We start from the raw sequence: 21,778 nt of genomic DNA on the forward strand, positions 1-21,778 counted from the left end.
AATAGTAAAAGTCCAAATTACCAAAAGGCTCTTAATTGATTATCAAATCATTCACGTTCTACAACATCTCCGTTTGGGTACTTAGCAAACCTTCCCTTTTCTCTTGGATGAACGTTGTCTGCATGTGGCCAGGGCCAGCCACCAAATTGCGTAAGCCTGTATTCCTCCATGGCTTGTTGAATTTCCAGCTGCGTATTCATAACAAAGGGGCCGTACTTAGCAACCGGTTCGTTTATAGGTTTTCCCTGCAATAATAAAAAGTGTGATTTCTTGCTGCCATTTTCTAATGTAACTTCTGCATCTGAATTAAGCTCCACACCGTGATTGGGTTTAATCACCTGCTCACCAATCTTAACTTCTGCACCGTCGTAATAATATAGGGTACGGTTTAAATTTGAAGATGCAGGAGGCAAATTAAATGTTTCGTTTTCATCCATATGAATATTCCATATGGCCACTTCGTTATCAGAATTTGCTGCCCAGGAATTGGGCGCGGGATCTGGTGCAGTCTTTCCGGAATAGCTACCTGCAATTATTTTTACTGTAGTATTATTGATCTTAACAAGGGGGATATCCTCATGCCAGAGCATTTTAAAATGTGGGTCAACAAATTTATCTGTTTTTGGTAGGTTGATCCAAATTTGAAACAATTCCAACGGATTATCCTTATCTGTATTGAGCAAAGGGAACATTTCAGAATGCTGAACCCCCCTGCCAGCAGTCATCCATTGTACATCACCCTGTCCAAATCTACCAGCAGCTCCTAATGAGTCTGAATGATCACAATACCCTTTATTTACAATTGTAACCGTTTCAAAACCTCTGTGCGGATGATAAGGAAACCCGGGAATGGTATGTCCGTGATACATTCTCCAACCATCTTTTATAGTGAAATCGTTGCCCAGGTTACGCCCTTCAAGAGATACGTCGGGTTCCATTGCACTATTTCCCTTTGGGTAATGATCTAAATGATAAACACAGAACAAAAACGGGTCTTGCGTTTCCCATGGGAAACCTAAAGGAAATATTCGTTTGACTGGGTTACTCATAGTTTTAAATTTTTGATGTTTTGATAATTTTTTTGTAGTTACTTAAAGTTACATTCCAAATAAAATTTCACATATCAATCATGGATTGCGGTATTAATTTCAACCCAATTCTCTTCAGGGTCTTTAATATAAATCTGACGCACTCCATCTGCACGGTCTGTAACGGCATTCTTTTTTCCGGGCCAGTCCCAATAAGGGATATTTTTCTCTTCCAGATAAGAAATGAGACCATCCAGGTTTTGTGTTGCCAGGCACAGATGCATACTTTTATTATTTTGACGAATCACGGAATCTTTACCTATAAGGTGAAGTTGAGAATTTCCATGTATACTAAACCATCTAAATCCTTGTGCTGCAGAAGGATGAGGAATTTCCTTTAGTTTTAATATGTTAGCATAGAAGTCTCCGGTCTTTTTGAGATCTGTCACTATAAAAGAATAATGGTCGTATTGAAAATCAAAGTCCTGGGCATACGATTTTGAAAAATAGCAAATTAAGAGTAAGAGCATTAGTTTTTTCATAGGAAAGGGTTTTGAATATTTTTTTAGGCACTTATAAATAATGCATTATTGATTATCATAAGATACAAAAGCAAAGTGTTTGCTATCGGGCGACCAGGAGGGGACATTAATTGTTCCCTGTCCGCCTAAAAAAAGGCAAAGACTTTTAATTTCTTTTGTATTTAAATCGTAGAGTCTCAATGCAACGGATTTTAATGGAGGATGACGGTCTCCCTGATCTTCCAGATAGGAAATAAAAACAAAATACTTTCCATCAGGTGAGGGATGTGCAAACCAATTTGAATAGGCATCATTGGTTAATTGTTCGTTTTCGCTACCATTGGGTTTCATTCTCCAAATCTCCATTTTACCGGATTGCATTGAATTGTAATAAATGTATTTACCATCCGGGGAATATTCAGGGCCATCATCCAGACCCGGGCTGTTGGTGAGGCGTTCCTCTTCACCTCCCTGAATTGAAATTCTATAAATATCATAGTTATTATTGCGACTTGCGGTATATACAACGGCATCACTCCCGGGAGACCATCCGTGCCAGTAGGATGGATATTCTAATGTCACAAGTTGAGGTGTGCCTCCTTTTAAAGGTAATGTATAGATTCGGGAAGTGCCGGACTCCACGCCCTCTATAGGATCATTATTACTAATGGCCAGCATAGTGCCATCAGGAGAAATTCCGTGGTCATTATTACATCTCACAGCAGCTCCTGTATCTATTTGCTCCTTTGAACTTCCATCAATTTTTATCCTGTATAAAAGTCCATTTTGATTGAGAATTAAGAAGTTCCCATCAGGACTCCAGTTGGGGGCTTCAAAGTGAGCCTTTTCCTCATATATTACTTTTCGTTCCCCCGTTTCTATTGAATAAACTTCCAGCATTGATTTAAGCTGGGATGATTGTCCAAAATTTTGTCCCGCACCCATAATAAAGAGAATTACCAGAATTTTGTTAAATATCACATTCATAATATTCAGAGTTTAGTTTATACAATGACTTTCAATTCCAGATACCTAAATTATGAATAGATAACAATTATTTTACCCTACAAAGTCTATCTTTTTATGAGCTCCATCACAATAGGGTTTGTTAGCCGATGCACCACATCTGCATAACGCCGTTACCCCGCTTTTACTTTCAGTCTTACCACTGGCATCCTTTACTTCTAAATTGCCATGCACCAAAAGGGGGCCATTGGTCATTATTTCTACGCGGGTATTATTAGTTTCTTCTTCGGAATTTTTTGTTTCTTCTTTCATAGTATAGGTTAGCGCCCCGGAAGGGCATTTATTAATTTGTGATTTTAATTCATCAATAGTTGCATTTTCTGGTTCAATCCAGGGTTTCTTATTCGGATCATACACTTTCGGCAAGGTATGCACGCAAATAGCAGAATGGACACACTTCTTTGGTTTCCATACTACAGTTAGATCACCCTTTGAATATTCTTTAATTATTTCTCTTTCTGCCATAATTTATAAGTTATTCTTTATACTTTATTCATAGTTATCTCCCACTGGTGGTGGCCCCGGAGGAATATTTGGTTCGTAGACCTCGCCACCCTTCCGTTCTATATATTCATTCTTAACTTTTTCTATTAATTTTTGATCCTCAAAGAGATCAACAGCGGTCATGCTTAAAGCTTTAGCAGCGTAGGTCATCCCTTTATGACCAATACTCATTCCACCACACGCTACTACTGCCCACGAATGCCATGGAGTATCTTTTGGCGCTACAGTTACACTTAAATTTATGTTAGGAACATTCCAACTTACATCACCCACGTCTGTTGACCCACCGCCGGGGTGTTCTTTGGTTTCCTTCAGCGGATTAATTTTGCTGTCCATTCCTATCTGAGGCTTTTTTGTAACCTCCTGAATCTTTTTGCCAAAGGCCTGTTCTTCATCTGTATATGTGATATCCCCCAAATATTCCAGGTTCTTTTGCATGATTTCCTCACCTGATCTATTTACCAAAACTTCATAAATTCCGGAAATAAGGGAAATCTTGTAATCTACATTCGCCATTACTGCTGCGCCTTCGGCCATTTTCTGAACCCTTTCGTATACAGGCATTACTCCGCTTCGCTTAGTGTCTCTTACACGCACCCAAAGTTTAGAATAATCAGGTACTACATTAACTACTTGTCCACCATCTTGAATATGGTAATGAATCCGTACCGTTGGTTTAATATGTTCCCTGTAGTAGTTAATTCCTGTGGTATATAATTCTAAGGCATCGGAGGCACTTCTTCCATTCCAGGGATCAGCAGACGCATGTGCCGCCTGACCAAAAAATTCAACTTTAAAGTCAACCAGGGCCAATGTACTTTGTGCATCGGCTTCTGTATTGTCCGCCGGATGCCAACTTAGGTTAACATCAACATCATCCCATAAGCCATCGCGTACCATCCAAACCTTTCCAAAATATTTTTCTTCTGCCGGAGTGCCAAAAAATTTAATAGTCCCTTTAATTTTGCCCTCTTCTATGAGCTCTTTTACGGCCACCGCAGCGCCAAGACTGGCAGTTCCAAATAAATTATGGCCACAACCGTGTCCGGCTGCTCCTTCATTTAAAGCTTCCTTTGTAGGTTGTGCCTTTTGGGATATTCCCGGCAGGGCGTCAAATTCACCTAAAATACTTATAACCGGTTTTCCGGATCCATAAGTTGCTATAAAGGCAGTGGGCATTCCGGAAACGCCGCGCTCAACAGAAAAACCGTTCTTTTCTGCATAGTCAGCTAAAATTACCGAAGATTGTTTTTCATTAAAAGCTGTTTCAGCAAGAGCCCATACAGAATCGCTAATAGCTATTAGTTCTGCATTGTGCTTTTCAATAGATTGTATAATTTCTTTTTTGTTGTTGCTTATTTTTTGAGCAGAGGCTGTAGAAGTTAGAATCAACAATAATCCAAAGAGTAATTTTCTCATATTTTTAAAAAAGAATTAGAATTGGTAATCAATCCAATAAAAATACATTTTTTTGCTGGGTAATGTCTTTAACAATCATAAAAAGTCTCTAACCCTTTGGCCAACGCCTTTTAAAGAATTAAATCACTGAATTCTTTAAGGAGCATGTTAATTTGCCAGATGTAACCAAAAGGATTCAGTTTAGTGCTTCTTTGTATATTCTAAGGCAGCGTTCACGGGCCATTTTATGATCCACCATCATTTGGGGATATGTCAATTCCTGTAGTTCAGGAACCCATTTATTGATGTATTCTTTTTGTTGATCAAATTTTTCTACTTGTGTAAGGGGATTAAAGATCCTGAAATACGGCGCTGCATCTACGCCACTCCCTGCAGCCCATTGCCAGTTTCCAATGTTGCTGCTAAGTTCAAAGTCTAAAAGTTTTGAAGCAAAGTAAGCTTCTCCCCAACGCCAATCTATTAATAAATGCTTACAAAGAAAACTTGCTACCAGCATTCGTACCCGGTTATGCATAAACCCCGTAGAATTAAGTTCCCTCATTCCCGCATCAACAAGGGGGTATCCTGTTTCCCCTTTTTTCCACATTTCAAATTCCTTTTCATCATTTCGCCATGGGATTCTATCATATTTTGGTTTAAAAGCTTTATAAACAGTATGCGGAAAATGCCATAAGATTTGCATAAAAAATTCGCGCCAAATCAATTCATTTAAAAAAGTCTCATTCCTGGCACTTAGGGCTTTTAACACTGTTTGTCGCGTAGAAACGGTCCCAAATCGCAAATGGGGCCCTAACTTGGAGGTGCCTTTTTCTATGGCCGGAAAGTTTCTGGTTTTTTCATATGAATTAAGTAATGATGGAGAAATATCATAAGCAGGAACAGCAATTTCAGATCTTTTAAATCCTATTTCTTCCAGTAACAGATTAGGCAAATCTGCTTGTTTGAACACCCTGTTTAATAACGACTCGGAGTCATAAGCCATAACCGGCTTATCTGTTTTGAATTTTTCTTTCCACTTGCGCATATATGGCGTATAAACCACATAGGGTTTGCCATCATCTTTAACTATTTCATTCTCCTCAAAGATTACCTGATCTTTAAAAGTTTTGAATTCGATTCCGGATAATTTTAGTTCTTGTGCAATCTCACTATCCCTTTTTTGGGCATAAGGTTCATAATCCCTGTTGGTATATACATTTTGTATGTCATATTGATTGGTAAGTTTTTTAAAAATATCCAGGGGATTGCCATAATAGATGCCAATTGAGCATTGATACTGCTCTTTCATCTTCTTTCTCATTTCCTGTAAAGAATCGTAAATGAAAGTAACCCGCGCATCATTTTCCGGAAGCGATTGAAGTATTTCAGTATCAAAAATAAAAATGGGCAATACCGGATGGCTTCCTTTCAGAGCATTGTACAGCCCGGCATTATCATGGAGCCTTAGGTCTCTCCGAAACCAAAAAACACTTACTTTTCCTTGCATTTAGTTAATATTGAGGGTAGACAAGCCTCCGTCTACACCTATTACCTGTCCGGTTATCCAACTGCTTTTATCACTAAGCAAAAAAGTCGCAATATTGGCAATATCCTCAGGATGGCCTACTCGTTTGAGAGGATGGCGTTCGGCCATACTTTCTTTTTTTCGATCATTATTTAATAAGCGGCCTGCCAGCTGGGTATCTACAAGAGAGGGAGCAATGACATTCGTTCGAACTTTAGGCGCATATTCTGCGGCTAGAGATTTTACAAAACCCTCTATAGCACCTTTGGCAGCAGATACACTTGTATGAAACGGCATTCCTGTACCTACGGCGACCGTACTGAAGAACACCATACTAGAATTATCTGCCATCCGGCCGATGATGTCTTTAACAACCCTTACCATACTAAAAAAGTTAAGTTGCATATCTTCCTCAAAGTTAGCCATGCTAAGCATTTTTAGAGGTTTTAAGTTAATACTGCCGGGGCAATATACAAATCCATGAAGTTCCTCAGGCAATTGCGCAGTATTCAATGAGTCAGTTAATGCGTCAAATTGAATATATTCTACGTTCAGATTCTTCAAACCATCTGCACTTCTGGACGCTACATAAATTGTATGGGTTTCCTGTAATTGTTTTACTATAGATAAACCAATACCATAGGATCCTCCGATTAATAATATATTTTTCTTCATCATGAAATGGATTTTATACTTAATTTATTGGAGGAGTCCTTCATACGTCCGAAAATTTCCTCAAGTTTCATTTCGCGGTATGCGAATATTTTTTCCAGTTGTTTTTTAACCAGCATGGGATGTGCTAATTGGCCCAAAATTCCAAAGGGTAACTTGTAGTCAATGATATCCTCCATTTCTACCCCACCTGAAACGGGATTTATAAAATGCTTGTGATGCCAAAGTGCATATGGGCCAAACCTTTGTTCATCTACAAAGTATTCACCTTCCTTAACATGTGTGATTTCGGTGACCCATTTTGTTGTTATTCCGGCAAACGGAGCAACTGAATATTGAATGATCTGACCTGGAAACATATCCCTGTCGGCACCGTTTAAAATATGAAAACCCATGTGGTCCGGCGTGATAAGCTTCAGATTTGCGGGATTTGATAAAAAATTCCATGCCTCATCCTGAGTAATGGGTAAGGTTTGCCTGGAATGTAGTTGATATAACTTCATTAAAATGTTTTTAACAAAATTAAGAGCAATATTGTTTAATAAAAAATTAAATGTGTTAAACAAATAGTAAATGTAGCCTTATTTTATCGTCGGAGATAGAGGTGGGATAATCCCATACAATGGTGCAATACGACTTATGATCGGGAAATTTGTAGTCCGATGCGTGATTTTTGTATATTTCTGGAATAAAGTATGATGATTTCCAAATTATATATTTTAAGTTTTTTCCTTCCTGTCTTCTTTTTAAATGCCCAGGTGAGCGCCACTACTATTGGGACTTTGCCGGAAGATGTTCTGGAATCCTCCGGGCTTATTTATTACAACAACAAACTCATAACTCATAATGATTCAGGAAATTCTCCTCGATTGTATGAAGTAGATACCTTAAGTTCACAGATTATCCGGACAATCACTATAGACAATGCCACCAACATAGATTGGGAAGATATAACACAGGATGATACTTATATTTATATTGGAGACTTTGGTAATAATACCGGCAACAGACAAGACCTTACCGTTTATAGAGTGGCTAAATCTGATTATGACGTTTCGAATACAATAAGTGCTGAAAGAATTGACTTTTCCTACGAAGATCAAACGGATTTTACAGAGATTCAGAATTCTGACTGGGATGCAGAAGGCATGGTTGACTTTAAGACTCAGTTACTCATATTTACAAAACAATGGCAGACTAATGGTACAGTAGCATATTCCATACCTAAAATTCCGGGATCTTATTCAGCTAAGAATATGGGATTTTATGATGTCTCTGGTCTGGTTACAGGAGCAGCATACAACAAATTCTCAAATGTGTTGATGTTATTGGGATATTCATCTCAATTACAACCTTTTATTGTTCGGATAAGTGAACTTCCGATAAATTTTTCATTTAACGGGACGGAGGAAAAGTTGGGTTTGGGCATTGGGTTTTCACAGGTAGAGGGAATCACCTATTCGGATTCAAACACATACTATGTTTCTTCTGAGCGTTACCAAAATAACCTTCCTCCCATAACTCTTGCTTCTCAACTATATACTTTTGACACCGACGACGCCCCTCAGGAAACTGCAGAAACTCCGGCAGATGCGGAGAAAGAAGAAAATGAATTGATTATTTTCAGAGCCTTTGGTTCAAATGAACTTCAGTACGATCTTAATTCAAATGCGCCATTGTTTGGACGAGCAATATTTGACATTACCGGGAAAAGAGTTAGACATACGCATGGAAGTTTAATTGAAAATAACAGCATAGATCTAAGCGGATTAGGGAGTTCCGTGTATTACTTAACCTTTTATCTGCAGGGCGTAACAATATCTAAACCATTTATACTGGACTGAAGCTTTCTTTGAGCATTATTTAAGGATTTGTTAACAAGGGAAATACCCCATTATATTTAGTTTTGTCATAACTATAAAACCTATTAAATAATGAAAAAACTATCACTATTGATCTGCATCGTTATGGGATCTATTTCTATGAACGGACAGATAACAACACCGGCGCCCAGCCCATCTGCAAAGATTATGCAAACGGTTGGATTGACCGATGTAACCGTAGAGTATTCAAGACCTTCAATGCGGGGAAGGACTATTTTTGGAGATCTTGTTCCTATTGACAAATTATGGAGAACCGGAGCCAACAAAAATTCCATGGTAACTTTTAGCGATGATGTTACTATTGGCGGTCAAAAAGTTAAAGCAGGGTCCTATGCAGTATTTACGAAACCGGGAACAACATCCTGGGAAGTAATTTTCTATTCTGATACTAATAACTGGGGAACTCCAGAAAATTGGGATGATTCAAAAGTAGCGGCAAAGACCACGGTAGAGGTAATGTCTTTACCATTTGACGTGGAATCCTTTACTATGAGTATTGATGCTTTACACAATGATGGAGCAACTCTGGGGATTTATTGGGAAAAAGCTTATGTAGGTGTTCCCTTTGAAGTACCTACTGAAGAGAAGGCAGTTAAGAGTATTGAAAATGTCATGAATGGACCAACAGCTAATGATTATTTTGCAGCAGCTTCTTATTACCATGAAGAAGGTAAAGACCTGTCCAAAGCTAAGGAATGGATTGATAAAGCGGTATCAATGAACGACAAAGCGTATTGGATGACGAGGAGGCAATCTCTGATTTACGCTAAAATGGGTGATACCAAAGGCGCTATTGAAGCGGCTAAGAAATCTATGGCAGTAGCAGAGGCGGCCGGCAATGCAGACTATGTAAAAATGAACAAGGACTCTCTTAAAGAATGGGGGGCATTGTAAAATATTCTAAATTCTAAGAATTTAAAACCCCTCCCTTTTTGGTTGGGGTTTTTTTATATCATCTAAGAACTAGTATCATTAATTAAATGTACTATCTCCGGATGTCAGAATTTATTAGGATTTAATTGGAGGGTTCTTATGAAGCCTGTCAAATGATTCAAGTACTATTGCCAGGAGAATCACCAGTGCACATCCAAAAGCATTGAGCCACAAATATGACATCCAATCTAAATACCATACAAGAATTACGGCTACCTGGGTAATAATAGCGGCAATAAAAACGGCATTTCCTTTTACAAATCTAAAAAAGAAGGCCAGTAAAAATATTCCCAAAACGTTACCGTAGAAAATAGAACCAATGATATTTACCAATTGTATTAAATTATCAAACAGGTTTGCTACACAGGCTATGAGAATAGCAACTATCCCCCAAAGCAAGGTAAATAACTTGGAAACCTTCACATAGTGCTCGGGTGAAAATTCATCTTTTTTATTTCTTTTATAAAGGTCCAGGGCAGTAATTGTGCCAAGGGCATTTAATTCTGAGGCAGTGGAGGACATGGCTGCAGATAGAATTACAGCCAATAAGAGTCCTACTAAGCCTTTTGGTAGATAATTTAAGATAAAATGGATAAATACATAATCCTTATCGTTTGTTTCAACAACATCATCTGCCTTTCTTATCATAGCCTTTGCTGCTTCCCTGTTATTTTTCTCCCTTTCAATGATCAGGAGCATTTCGTTTTTAGCTTCGGCAGTAGCGGCTTGGTCGTTTAAATCCATGGCCGATGAAAACTGATCCTGCACCATTTTCTTTTCAATTTCCAGATTCTTGTGACCTTCCTCCAATAATTTATAATCTTCTGCATAGGAAGTTTGCATTATTGCATTCGTAGCTGCAGGATTAAAATTTAAGGGGGACGGATTATATTGATAGAATACAAAAACCATAACCCCAACCAGGAGAATAAAAAATTGCATAGGTATTTTGAAGATCCCATTAAAAATAAGGCCTAACTGGCTCTCTCTGATGGATTTACCGGAAAGATAGCGCTGTACCTGACTTTGATCGGTCCCAAAATAGGCAAGAGCTAGGAACATCCCACCGGTAATGCCGCTCCAGAAAGTATATCTGCTCTGTGTATTTAAACTAAAATCCAGGATGTTAAGTTTATCACTTGCACCTGCAATCTTAAGGGCTTTGGTGAATGTGATATCTGCAGGCAAATAACCCAGAATAAAAAAGAAGGCAATAAACATCCCGGTCATAATAACAAACATCTGTTGTTTTTGGGTAACACTTACTGCATTTGTACCACCGGAAACGGTATAAATAATTACTAAGGAACCAATAATAATATTAAGGGTTTTTAAATCCCATCCCAGGACGGCAGAGAGGATAATTGAGGGTGCAAAGATGGTAATACCCGCCGCAAGGCCTCGTTGTATTAAAAATAATATGGCAGCAAGAGTACGGGTTTTAAGATCAAACCTTCTTTCAAGAAATTCGTAGGCAGTATATACTTTTAATTTGTGATATAGAGGAATAAATACAATACATATAATTATCATGGCCAATGGAAGTCCGAAGTAGAATTGAACAAAACCCATTCCATCGTGAAAAGCCTGACCGGGTGTGGAGAGAAAGGTAATAGCACTGGCCTGAGTTGCCATTACGGATAGGCCAATCGTCCACCATTTTGACTGATTGCCCCCAAGTACATAATCATTTACATTTTTATTCCCTCTGGTTTTCCAGACCCCATAAACAACTATAAATAATAGGGTTCCACCAAGTATAATCCAGTCTATTTTCCCCATATCAACTGTATGAGGTCATTATAAAATAAAAAATAAGAATGTAAATAGTATTGAGTACCAATACAAGTGTATATTCTTTTTTCCAGGTAAGTTTCTCCAGCATCATTTACCTTTAATATCTGTAGTGTTATCTATTTGTTCTTTTCCTAAAGATAAAATATTAGCAAATATCTTATAAGCTCCGGAAACCCCTGCAGGAAGTTCTCTAAAAAAACTTATTCCGGTATATATATAATTTCCTTTACCATATGGTGCTACAAGAAGCGCTCCATTGGTTGATGATTCTCCTTTGTCATTCATCTGCAGAATAGGTGTGAATTTGGGATCCCATTCATCAGGAAAGTAAAGCCCTCTCTCCTGAACCCAACCCTCAAAGTCTGAATTAGAAATGGCATTGGGAAAATTAATAACTGAATGGTCACTTGCAATAATCTTTACATCAGAATCCTCATTAGTAATGCGGTCCCTGGATAATTTAAGAGGGTAGGGGGCGAGATCTTTAAAAGAGGCGTCTCTGCGTCCTGCAGTGTTGTATTGTACAATAAGGTTCCCTCCCTGCTCTACATATTCCAGTAAAAAACGCTGTTTAAATTTAAGCTCTTCAACAACGTTATATGCCCTGATTCCCGTAACAACCGCGTCATATTTGTTTAGACTACCCGATTCTATATCTGCGGGATCAATTAGATGAACAGTATAACCTATCTGCTCCAAGCTCTCGGGAACCTCATCTCCGGCACCCATTATATAACCAATATGCTCTCCCACTTTCTTGATGTTCAGTCTTACAACTTTGGCTTCAGAGGGAAGTAAAACTGTTTGGGTAGGAATATGGTCATACGCAATCTCTATTAACTCTCTATCTAATTCTTTGCCATCAATTCTGATAATAGGTGTAATCGTACTTTCATCTTCCTGGGACGGCGGGGTTAAGGTAAAAACAAGTGTCTTTTCATCACCCTTGTTTGCAATTTCAAATTCTATAAATTCTTCATCTACCACCCAACCATTATTATGGCCCAATTTCACATTTCCTTTAAGTCCGTTTTTATGAGCCGTAATTGTAACTGGGATTTTTCTGGGAGTTCTGTCTGCAAATATCAAAACCTTGTCACTAAATTTTGCGGTAGCTTCCGGTATAATCTCAAAGGGCTCATAAAGTTCCCCTTTATCAGGTTTTGAATATCTGTGAATAACCGGTTTTTCTATTTTTATGGAATACCCATCGAATCCCAATTCAAAGCTTGCATGAAAAGGGGGTATCGTTTCGGGGCTTCCAATTATTTCTGGTTGATTCACTTTATACATGCCAAGGCTTCCCTTTTCTGTAAGCCAATAAGGACTTGTGTATTGCTCCGTTTCAGGTATTTTCAGATCCAATACAAGGTTCTTTTTTTGATTATTAGCTAAGAGTATATTATTCTGGTTAAAAGAATTAGAGGCAAGAGAAACAGAATTAAATGAAATAGGAGCATTACTTCGATTAAGAACCTCAATATTTATTTTTACTGTACTACCGGGATATGCATTTGACACTTCAGATGAAGCTTCAAGATATAGTCCGCAAACAGTGAGAATAATATCCTGCAGTTCTTTTAATTTAATTTGTTTCCAATGATCATCCTCTAGAGTAGCGAGCAATTTATGTGCTTCCAGTAATTCCGGTAGGTGTTTTGACGGATTTACAAAGTCAAAATTTTCTTCTACTGAAACCAATATTTTGCCAATAGCTTCACCTCCTTTAATCCTTGACCAGCTTGTATCGATTCCTTCAAAAATATTAGATTTATCATTTGGCAGATCCCCGGACAACAATTCTATATATTCATCCTGACTACCTCTGTCGGACATTCTGCCAAACCCCTGACTCAAATGCTGACTGCTTGCAATAGATGCAATTTCGTTGTTAGAAAGCCCCTTCATGGGATAATAAACCCCAACATCTAAATTTATCATTTTGGATTTATCGGCTTTTTCAAAATTCTCAGGACTCCCATAGAACCACCATGATGTATTGTAGAACAATCTTTTGGGTTGCCAAAGACTTACTTTATCCAATTGTTCAGGATATGCATTTTGATCATTAACTAGATCAAAAGCCTCTACACTTAGCATTGCTGAAGAGGTATGGTGTCCATGAGTTGAACCGGGTGTTCTGTGATCAAAACGATTTACAATAACATCTGGTTTGAAATTTCGAAGGACCCAAACAACATCGCCCAAAACGGCCTTCTTATCCCATATTTTTAAAGTTTCATCAGGGTGTTTTGAATACCCAAAATCATTTGCCCTGGTGAAAAACTGTTCTCCACCGTCAACTCCTCTCGCCGCCAGTAATTCTTCTGTTCTTAAAACCCCCAGTAGTTCCCTAAGTTCCGAACCTATAAGGTTTTGCCCTCCATCACCTCTGGTGATAGATAAATATCCGGTCCGGGCTTTAACTTCGTTTGAAAAGTATGAGATTAACCTGGTATTTTCATCATCAGGATGTGCTGCAATATACAGAGCAGAGCCCAAAAAGTTTAGTTTTTGTAATGAATGATAAATATCGGAAGAAGTGCTTTTTTTTGGCACTTGGGTTAAAGCAGTGTGTAGTCCAAAAAATAGCCCTATACAGAGTGCCAGAAAATAACGCATGTTTTTTTTATAAGATAGTGCTCAAATATAGAGATATTACTAGTGCCTCAACAATATTTAAAACTTCTTTAACAACTTATAATAATTCACTATGCTGATGTTGTTCATTTGCCGATTAATTAATCAGCAAAACACCCTTTTGAAGCATAAGACTATTGGGATACGTCAATAATTCTGAATCATCATTTCGCAAATGAATATGAAATGCCTTAATATCCTCAATAACATAGTTCCCATCGTACTCAATTTCCTTGTCCATTATTTTAATGCGATCGCCTATTTTAAAGGGAAAAGAAAAGTAAAGAATAATGCCAGCCGTAACATTGCTTAAAATTGACCATTGAGCAAATATGGCAACACCAATAACTGCAAAGACGGAGGAAAAAATAAGGCCAAGCTCTCTGAAATTAACCCCCCAAATAAATATAATTACTGCAAGCCCAACAACGCTAAGGCCAAAAGAGACATATTTTATAATCAATCTGGTGCGTACTTTATTTAAGTCGCTAACGCTGCCTACTTTACGAATAGTCTTAGACAAAATAAACTTTAAGACCAGTAATGCTACTAAAGTGATAACCGTCGCTAAAAGTTCACTCTTATGATTTAAAATAAATTCTTCCATAGACTTTATAACCCTAATCGCTCTCTTAAAATTATATCTTTATTTCCATTTTGCTGCCAATAAGGCGTTTTAAGGAGCTTAATTTTTGTAGCCTTAGAGGTCAGTATTTTAGCATTTGTACCAAAACCACTTTTAAATTCCTCCGACCAACTTTCTATGGTATGAGGAAAAGCCGTACCGAAGTTAATGGTAAGAGTGCGATCTAATTCGGGATAGGTTAAGGTATACGAACTAATTCCATCTTGCGCTGTAAGGGAGGCTATGGCCTTAAAGGGTTTGATCTTTTTATGAGCTACCCTGATATATTCTAATGAAGGAATAACTTCCAGTTCGCCCTGAGGAAGCCCGCCAGGGTTTATTCGTAATTTATTCCACAACTCATTTTCCAAAATGTTTTTTTCCATTTTAAATTCCTGATCTGCTTCGCCTTCAAAATAAGAATGTGCTTCATACTCAAAATCTTCTCTGTTATTCAACTGAGCATAAACATGTCCGCACCATTCCTGAACAGAAGCAGATATTTTTATCGCATGCTGATTATCTTGAACCGGATAAAATGAACTGCTCATAATAGAATAAGGATAAATACCCGTAAAGTATTTTTTAGTACTGTTCAATTTTAGTACCGGAATATTATCAGGATTATTTCTATCTGCCTTAACTTGTTTATCTGCCAAAAATGGTTCCGTAACAAAAATTAATACTGCATGTCCATCTCTTAGTTCCCCATATCTGGCCTGTTCCAGTTTATAGGAGGTGATTTCCGCTTCTCCTGAATACCAATAATCTTTAAACTCCCTTGAAAGAAGATTTGGTTTTGCGGTTTCAGAATTATTTTTCAGGCTTTCAGCATCAACAATTTCAGTTCCTTTGGAGCTGGCTTTCACTTCACAGGACATAAAGACAAACGGTACGGATAAGGCTACAAAGAGTAAAATTAGATTACTGATAAAAAATTTCATAGGAATTAAATTTTGACCAAAACTAGTTAAAAACTACTGGTTCACCATGTCCATTAACGTTTTGTAAACTAAATGTGCAGGAAGGCCAACTAAATTGGAGTAGGGTTCATTCTACCTATTTCATTTGGAATATTGAGTATATTAATTATACACGTCTTATCCTTTCGTTAGTTCTGATTCTATCTGAGACTTAAGTTTTTCTAATACATAAACTGTTCCGTCAAATCTGTTTGATTCAGTTTTCAACGATTCTAGTTTAAATGTCAATATATTCCACATTTCAAGATTGTCATATAATTGAGCAAACTCTGTTCTAGGACCTCCTTTAATTAAATCTTTCCTATAGTCTTTTAATGCAATCTCACTGTAATTAATATTTTTAATAAAAAACGGTTCTATCGTATTCTGATATTGAACATTATTATAATTATTAGTGTACTCTATATGCTTTAATGCTTTAGAATAGTTCTTGAAGCAGGCTTTTAGACTTTCGTTTTTTATTTTGGATAAATAGCCCTGTTTTAAGAATTCATTCGTTATTGGAAATGAATATTGACTTGTCCAATTTGTGGCTGTAGCTCCTAAAAGGTTTTTCAATACTTCCAAGGAATCTAAATTTTTGGAATTTAAAATTCTTAATGCTCTTTGATTCTTATGAATTAATGTATCGTTATCCTTCTTTTGCCTTATAGCTGAAGCTATTTCTTGATCCAGTTCAATACTAATTCTCTCATAATAGTTAATAATACTGTTTTGTTCGATCCGACCCGAGTTCCAATTGTTAATACTCAATGCCAATAAAATACCCACAACCACAAGAATAATTTCACCGATGGCGTATTTTAAATACTTTCCAGTGTTATTATTTTCCATAACGTCAAATCTGATTCTTCTAAAAAATTTAATCATAGGTTCTATTTGTGGTTTGATTACTTCCTAAAGCGGGTATCTCAACCAAAGGTCTGCCAGACCTTTGGTTTTGTTTCACAAAATTACGTTTCGATAATCCAAAGAATTTTATCAGTCGTTCATAATAGCTACGTAATTAATCAATTATTTCTTTTAACGTCTTGTAAACTAAATGTGTGGGAAGCCCTACTACATTGGTATATGATCCTTTGATTTCCTCAATCCCAATTAACCCAATCCAGTCCTGGATGCCGTATCCCCCGGCCTTATCAAAGGGTTTATATTCTTTTATGTAATGCCGAATCTCTTCATCGGTCAAATCTTTAAATTTAACCAGTGTACTGCTATCTATTAATATTTGATCATTGGCGCGGGTGAAACAGACCGAAGTAATAACCTCATGCCAGTCGCCAGACATTGATTTTAACATTAAATAGGCTTGCTTTTCACCTTCTGGTTTACCTAAAAATTTATCCTTGTGCCAAACCACGGTATCTGAAGTGATTAATAAATCATCTGAATTAAGCTCTGGCAGGAAGGGTTTTGCTTTTAGTCTGGACAGGAAGTTAGCGATAGCTACCCCCTTTAAATGCTCCGGATAAATTTCTTCTACAGGCTTTAGGCGTACCTCAAACTCGAGACCTAATCTTTTAAAGAATTCCTGCCTTCTTGGAGATGCAGAAGCAAGAATAATATGAAAATTCTTTACCTTTTCACTAAGCATAATACTAATCGTTGGCTGCACTGAAATTAGTATACCAATCGCCTCGCACTTTCAGGACCTGCTCAATAACATCTCTTACACATTCATCCCCACTATACCTGTGCGATATGTAATCGCATACCTCTTTGACTTCCTGCACCGCATCCTGCGGGCATGAGGCGATAGCTGCTAATTTCATAGCTGGAATATCCGGCAGATCGTCACCCATATAAAGAACATTTTTGGAATCGATGTTGTGCTTGGATAAATAGGCTTTAAAAGGCTCTTCTTTATGGGCCGCTCCAAGATAAATATCCGTAACGCCAAGTCCTTTCAGTCTTACTCTTACGCCTTCATTAGTCCCTCCGGAGATTATGCAGACATTATACCCTTTTTGAATTGCCGTTTTCAGGGCATAGCCATCTTTTACGCTCATTTTACGAAGCAATTCCCCCTCTGAGGTAATTAGTACATTGCCATCTGTAAATACCCCATCTACGTCAAATACAAATGTTGTGATATCCTTTAAAATTTGTTTATAGCTTTTTCCCATGGGTTTTTTGAATTGAATTACTTAATACAGAATAGATATTCTTATGACTTTCCTTTTTTAACAGATCGAGGTGCTGATCAATAGTGGTCTGATCATGACGCATAGCAGGACCCGTCTGGGCTTTTAGGACGGACATTTCTGTTGCTTTTTTAGCTGTTTCCAGAATTAAAGGTTTTAAAATATTAAATGAGATCCCCGCCTCGTTACAGATATCACTCCCGATTAAATACAAATGATTGGTAAAGTTATTGACAAAGACTGCCGCCAAATGCACTAACTTTCGCTGATTGGATGACATGATTTGTATATGATCTGAAATAGAACCTGCCAGTTCTTCCAACATTTTGTAATCCTCACTACTTTCTGCTTCAATACAGATGGGAACTTCACTAAAGTCAACTTTTCGCTCTTTGCTGATAGTTTGCAAGGGATAAAAAACACCTCTTCTTACCGAAGCTGGAAGTGCCGATAGGGGCATGGTTCCTGAAGTGTGCACCACCAGACCTGATTTATTTTTAAAATGCTGTGCTACAGTGGATATGGAACCATCATTTACAGCGATAATATAGATATCTGCATCTGAAATATGTTCATAGTCTGTTGTGGTTTCCGGACAATTTTTAAAAGGCGTTAATTTTTTTTTATCGCGTCCTATGACTTGAATTATTTTAACCCCCTTTTTGTTGTGCATAGCAGTAAAAAGCTGCTGTGCAACATTTCCGGTGCCCGTAAGTACTATTGAAAGCATGTTCAAAAGTACAATATTTATAATGTTAACCTCACTTTAAAAATTAACAATATTGTTTAACTTTTTAAGACGGTAAGTGTAATTTTAAATCACAAAAAGGCCTTACTTTTGCCTCCGGAATTCAAATTTATCTCTATTAAGATGAAAGAACTATTCAAGAAGTTTTTCTTTTCTACCCGTTTAATGGCGGTTCTTTTCATTGTTTTTGCTACCGCCATGGCATTTGGTACATTCATAGAGAGTTGGTATAGTACGGAAACTGCAAGAATCTGGATCTATAATACCACCTGGTTTGAGTTGATCATGGTTTTTTTTGTAATCAACTTTGTTGGTAATATTTTTCGTTATCGTCTATTGCGCAAAGAAAAATGGCCGGTTTTATTACTCCACATCTCATGGATTTTAATAATTGTTGGCGCCTTTGTCACCCGATACATAAGTTTTGAGGGTATGATGCCTATTCGGGAAGGTCGTACAGAAAATGTTTTCTATTCTGAAAAAACCTTTCTTACCGTATTTATTGATGGAGAAATAGCAGGGGAGCCTAAACGAAAGATCCTTGAAGATGACCTTATCGTAACTCCTGAAGCCATAAAGTCTAATTTACCCTGGACATCAGATTTTAACGGACAAGAAGTTGCCATTGCTTATGATGGTTTTATTGAAGGAGCCAAAAATGACTTGATTCCTGATACTAAAGGAAATTATTATTTAAAAATAGTGGAAGCCGGAGATGGTAACAGGCATGAGCATTATCTGGAAAATGGAAAAATAGCAAATATCCATAATATTCTTTTTTCCTTAAATAAGCAGACAGATGGTGCGGTAAATATTATTACAACAGATAGTAGTTATCAAATTAAAGCTCCTTTCGAAGGAAGCTTTATGCGAATGGCAGATCAGTATCGCGGCAAGGTATTAAAAGACAGTTTGCAGGAGCTTCAATTACGATCGCTTTATAATATGGGGGGGATGCAATTTGTTATACCCGAGCCACTTGTTCAGGGTTCTTACGGGGTTGTAAGCGTGCCGGAAAATGAAATTACACCAGCCACCCAGGATGCTTTGGTTCTTAAAATAAGCAGTAATGGTGAAACGGTTACGAAAAAACTGCTGGGAGGTAAGGGTTCAAGCAAGTATTCAGAAAAATTTAAAGTTGGCGGTCTTGATTTTAGCCTTCGATATGGATCAAAAGTTTATCAATTGCCTTTTAGCATTAAACTGAACGATTTTATTGCCGAGAAATACCCAGGCACAGAAAAAAGCTACGCCTCCTTTATGAGCAAAGTTACCGTAGAAGACGAGCGGCCATTTGATTATGATATTTTTATGAATCATATTCTTGACCATAAGGGATACCGGTTTTTCCAGGCAAGTTTTGATCCGGATGAGCGCGGAACCGTTCTTTCAGTTAATCATGACTTTTGGGGCACCTGGATTACCTATATGGGGTACTTTTTATTATATATGGGCCTAATGGGGATCATGTTCTTTGGCAAAACCCGATTTAAGGAGTTGACCCAAGGGTTAGATAAATTAAAGAAGCAAAAGGCAGTGGCTTCGGCTATAATGCTTTTTGGGGTTTTAAGCCTGAATGCCCAGGGAAAAACTCAGGACGGGGGCCACAATCACCAAAGCACTCCAAGTCAGCAGCAACTAGATTCCCTTTTAGATGCTTCCACAGTTTCTAAAGAACATGCCGCGAAATTTGGAGAATTGGTCATACAAGACGACGGCGGAAGAATGAAACCGCTAAATACATTTTCTTCTGAGTTACTTCGCAAACTAAGTTTTAAGGATACCTATAAAGATCTTAATGCCGATCAGGTATTTTTATCTATGATGTTAAATCCGGCCCTTTGGTACAATACAGAATTTATAGCCCTTGATAAAAAAGGACAAAATGATAGCCTCCGGGGTATAATAGAAGTAGAAGGATCTCAGAGATTCGTAAAAGCCACCGATTTTTTTGACTCCCAAGGGGCTTATAAACTGGCACCTTACCTACAAGATGCTTATGCCACCAGTACTCCGGATAAATTTCAACAGGATTATAAAGATGTTGATTTACGCCTTGGGCTTTTAAACAGGGCACTAAGCGGAGAAATTATAAAAATCTTCCCTTTGTTGAATGATGAGAATAACAAATGGGTTTCTGCCATAGAATACAGGTCCGGGCAATACAAAGTATCTGACTCACTTTATGCGAATTTCATCAAAAATGCTGTTCCTTACTATTTGCTCTCACTTCAAAGGGCAATCGCAAATGACGACTATTCAGAAGCGGATAAACTATTGGCTGCGTTTCATCAGAATCAACAAAACCATGGCAGTGAGGTGCTTCCTTCAGAGAATAGGGTAAAGGCAGAAATTATTTACAACAAGCTCGATATTTTTAATCGCCTATATAAATACTATGCCCTTGTTGGTATCCTTATGTTCTTTGTTCTTGTATTTACAATTTTTAGGGAAAGAAGGATATGGAATATAGCGACGTATTTTTTTAAGGGAATAATTTATATATTTTTTATCTGGCATACGTCCGGATTAATTTTACGTTGGTTTATTTCCGGCCATGCTCCATGGAGTGATGCTTATGAAAGTATCCTTTATGTATCCTGGGCTACCATGGGGATGGGATTATTATTAGGCAGGAAAAGTAATATGACCATTGCAGCATCGGCCTTTGTTACTTCCATGTTATTGTGGATTGCACATCAAAGCTGGGTTGATCCGTCAATAGCAAATCTCGTCCCTGTTTTAGACAGTTACTGGCTAATGATCCATGTGGCGGTTATAGTTGGTAGTTACGGGCCGCTTACCGTTGGGATGATTCTTGGAATAGTTTCTCTTTTGTTAATTATTCTTACCAATACTAAGAACAAAGCACGGATGGAATTAAACCTGAAGGAACTCACAATAATTAATGAACTTTCAATTACCGTTGGACTCATTATGCTGACAATAGGAAACTTTCTCGGGGGGCAATGGGCCAATGAAAGCTGGGGGCGCTATTGGGGTTGGGATCCTAAAGAAACCTGGGCCCTAATTTCAATAATGATATATGCCTTTGTAATACATACCAGACTGGTACCTGGATTACGTGGAAGATGGACATTTAATTTTCTAACTATCCTTGCTTTTGGAAGTATTATGATGACCTATTTTGGGGTAAACTTCTATTTGGTGGGGCTCCATAGTTATGCCAGCGGGTCTCAGGTAATTACTCCTGTCTTTGTTTGGTATACACTATTTGGGGTATTGCTTTTAGGAGGAATTAGCTATTGGCGGTATAGATTGAACTACCTCAAATAATCAGGCTCTTTCTACAGAATTCTATTTTAGGACCATTGATCAAAAGGTTTTATT

At 37.6% G+C, this 21,778-nt stretch carries 19 protein-coding genes; 3 read left to right on the forward strand and 16 right to left on the reverse strand.

Going from position 1 to position 21,778, the window contains the following annotated elements; translation table 11 throughout:
* Positions 1-47: 47 nt before the first annotated feature.
* The 8 genes from Q0874_RS08345 to Q0874_RS08380 form a co-directional block, all read right to left on the reverse strand.
* Positions 48-1,049 (reverse strand): pirin family protein, encoded by a 1,002-nt coding sequence (locus Q0874_RS08345; protein WP_299161805.1) that lies wholly within the window; start codon positions 1,047-1,049, stop codon positions 48-50.
* A 74-nt stretch (positions 1,050-1,123) separates the two neighbouring features.
* Positions 1,124-1,570: a VOC family protein gene (locus tag Q0874_RS08350; protein ID WP_299161808.1), complete on the reverse strand. Its 447-nt coding sequence runs from the start codon at positions 1,568-1,570 to the stop codon at positions 1,124-1,126.
* Positions 1,571-1,615: 45 nt separating this feature from the next.
* Positions 1,616-2,536, reverse strand: coding sequence for a DUF5050 domain-containing protein (locus Q0874_RS08355; protein WP_299161810.1), 921 nt, complete (start codon positions 2,534-2,536; stop codon positions 1,616-1,618).
* 72 nt (positions 2,537-2,608) lie between these two features.
* Positions 2,609-3,040 (reverse strand): (4Fe-4S)-binding protein, encoded by a 432-nt coding sequence (locus tag Q0874_RS08360; protein ID WP_299161812.1) that lies wholly within the window; start codon positions 3,038-3,040, stop codon positions 2,609-2,611.
* Positions 3,041-3,064: 24 nt separating this feature from the next.
* Positions 3,065-4,498: an amidohydrolase gene (locus Q0874_RS08365; protein ID WP_299161815.1), complete on the reverse strand. Its 1,434-nt coding sequence runs from the start codon at positions 4,496-4,498 to the stop codon at positions 3,065-3,067.
* Positions 4,499-4,673: 175 nt separating this feature from the next.
* A complete protein-coding gene (locus Q0874_RS08370) occupies positions 4,674-5,984 on the reverse strand; it encodes a deoxyribodipyrimidine photo-lyase (protein ID WP_299161818.1) in 1,311 nt (436 codons plus the stop codon).
* Positions 5,985-6,677, reverse strand: a complete 693-nt coding sequence (locus tag Q0874_RS08375) for an SDR family oxidoreductase (protein ID WP_299163222.1) — start codon at positions 6,675-6,677, stop codon at positions 5,985-5,987.
* Complete coding sequence (locus Q0874_RS08380; protein WP_299161821.1) at positions 6,677-7,177, reverse strand: SRPBCC family protein; 501 nt, start codon at positions 7,175-7,177, stop codon at positions 6,677-6,679. The genes Q0874_RS08375 and Q0874_RS08380 overlap by 1 nt, the downstream gene beginning before the upstream one ends.
* Before the next feature lie 192 nt (positions 7,178-7,369).
* Here Q0874_RS08380 and Q0874_RS08385 point away from each other — a divergent pair, with 192 nt between their 5' ends.
* Both Q0874_RS08385 and Q0874_RS08390 read left to right on the forward strand, forming a co-directional pair.
* The gene (locus Q0874_RS08385; RefSeq protein WP_299161824.1) at positions 7,370-8,518 is read left to right on the forward strand and encodes a T9SS C-terminal target domain-containing protein; all 1,149 of its coding nucleotides are present in this window, start codon (positions 7,370-7,372) and stop codon (positions 8,516-8,518) included.
* A 90-nt stretch (positions 8,519-8,608) separates the two neighbouring features.
* Positions 8,609-9,451 (forward strand): DUF2911 domain-containing protein, encoded by an 843-nt coding sequence (locus Q0874_RS08390; protein WP_299161827.1) that lies wholly within the window; start codon positions 8,609-8,611, stop codon positions 9,449-9,451.
* A gap of 114 nt (positions 9,452-9,565) precedes the next feature.
* On the opposite strand, the gene Q0874_RS08395 is transcribed toward Q0874_RS08390, so the two are convergent.
* From Q0874_RS08395 to Q0874_RS08430, 8 genes are all read right to left on the reverse strand, one after another.
* Positions 9,566-11,272 carry a sodium:solute symporter gene (locus Q0874_RS08395; protein ID WP_299161830.1) on the reverse strand — a complete coding sequence of 569 codons (1,707 nt, stop codon included), beginning with the start codon at positions 11,270-11,272 and terminating at the stop codon, positions 9,566-9,568.
* 102 nt (positions 11,273-11,374) lie between these two features.
* Positions 11,375-13,909: a PIG-L family deacetylase gene (locus Q0874_RS08400; protein WP_299161832.1), complete on the reverse strand. Its 2,535-nt coding sequence runs from the start codon at positions 13,907-13,909 to the stop codon at positions 11,375-11,377.
* 115 nt (positions 13,910-14,024) lie between these two features.
* A complete protein-coding gene (locus Q0874_RS08405) occupies positions 14,025-14,534 on the reverse strand; it encodes a mechanosensitive ion channel domain-containing protein (RefSeq protein ID WP_299161835.1) in 510 nt (169 codons plus the stop codon).
* A 5-nt stretch (positions 14,535-14,539) separates the two neighbouring features.
* Positions 14,540-15,496, reverse strand: a complete 957-nt coding sequence (locus tag Q0874_RS08410) for a septum formation inhibitor Maf (RefSeq protein ID WP_299161838.1) — start codon at positions 15,494-15,496, stop codon at positions 14,540-14,542.
* 156 nt (positions 15,497-15,652) lie between these two features.
* Entirely contained in the window at positions 15,653-16,369 is a 717-nt protein-coding gene (locus Q0874_RS08415) for a hypothetical protein (RefSeq protein WP_299161841.1), read from the reverse strand.
* 172 nt (positions 16,370-16,541) lie between these two features.
* Positions 16,542-17,129, reverse strand: a complete 588-nt coding sequence (locus Q0874_RS08420) for a Maf family nucleotide pyrophosphatase (protein WP_299161844.1) — start codon at positions 17,127-17,129, stop codon at positions 16,542-16,544.
* A 4-nt stretch (positions 17,130-17,133) separates the two neighbouring features.
* Positions 17,134-17,661, reverse strand: a complete 528-nt coding sequence (locus tag Q0874_RS08425; protein WP_299161847.1) for an HAD family hydrolase — start codon at positions 17,659-17,661, stop codon at positions 17,134-17,136.
* The gene (locus Q0874_RS08430; RefSeq protein WP_299161850.1) at positions 17,645-18,409 is read right to left on the reverse strand and encodes a Rossmann-like and DUF2520 domain-containing protein; all 765 of its coding nucleotides are present in this window, start codon (positions 18,407-18,409) and stop codon (positions 17,645-17,647) included. Before Q0874_RS08430 ends, Q0874_RS08425 begins: the two co-directional genes overlap by 17 nt.
* Before the next feature lie 141 nt (positions 18,410-18,550).
* Here Q0874_RS08430 and ccsA point away from each other — a divergent pair, with 141 nt between their 5' ends.
* Positions 18,551-21,724 (forward strand): cytochrome c biogenesis protein CcsA, encoded by a 3,174-nt coding sequence (ccsA, locus tag Q0874_RS08435; RefSeq protein WP_299161853.1) that lies wholly within the window; start codon positions 18,551-18,553, stop codon positions 21,722-21,724.
* Positions 21,725-21,778 lie beyond the last annotated feature (54 nt).

The sequence above is a fragment of the uncultured Eudoraea sp. genome (assembly GCF_947490415.1).
In the GTDB taxonomy this organism is placed as follows: Bacteria; Bacteroidota; Bacteroidia; order Flavobacteriales; family Flavobacteriaceae; genus Eudoraea.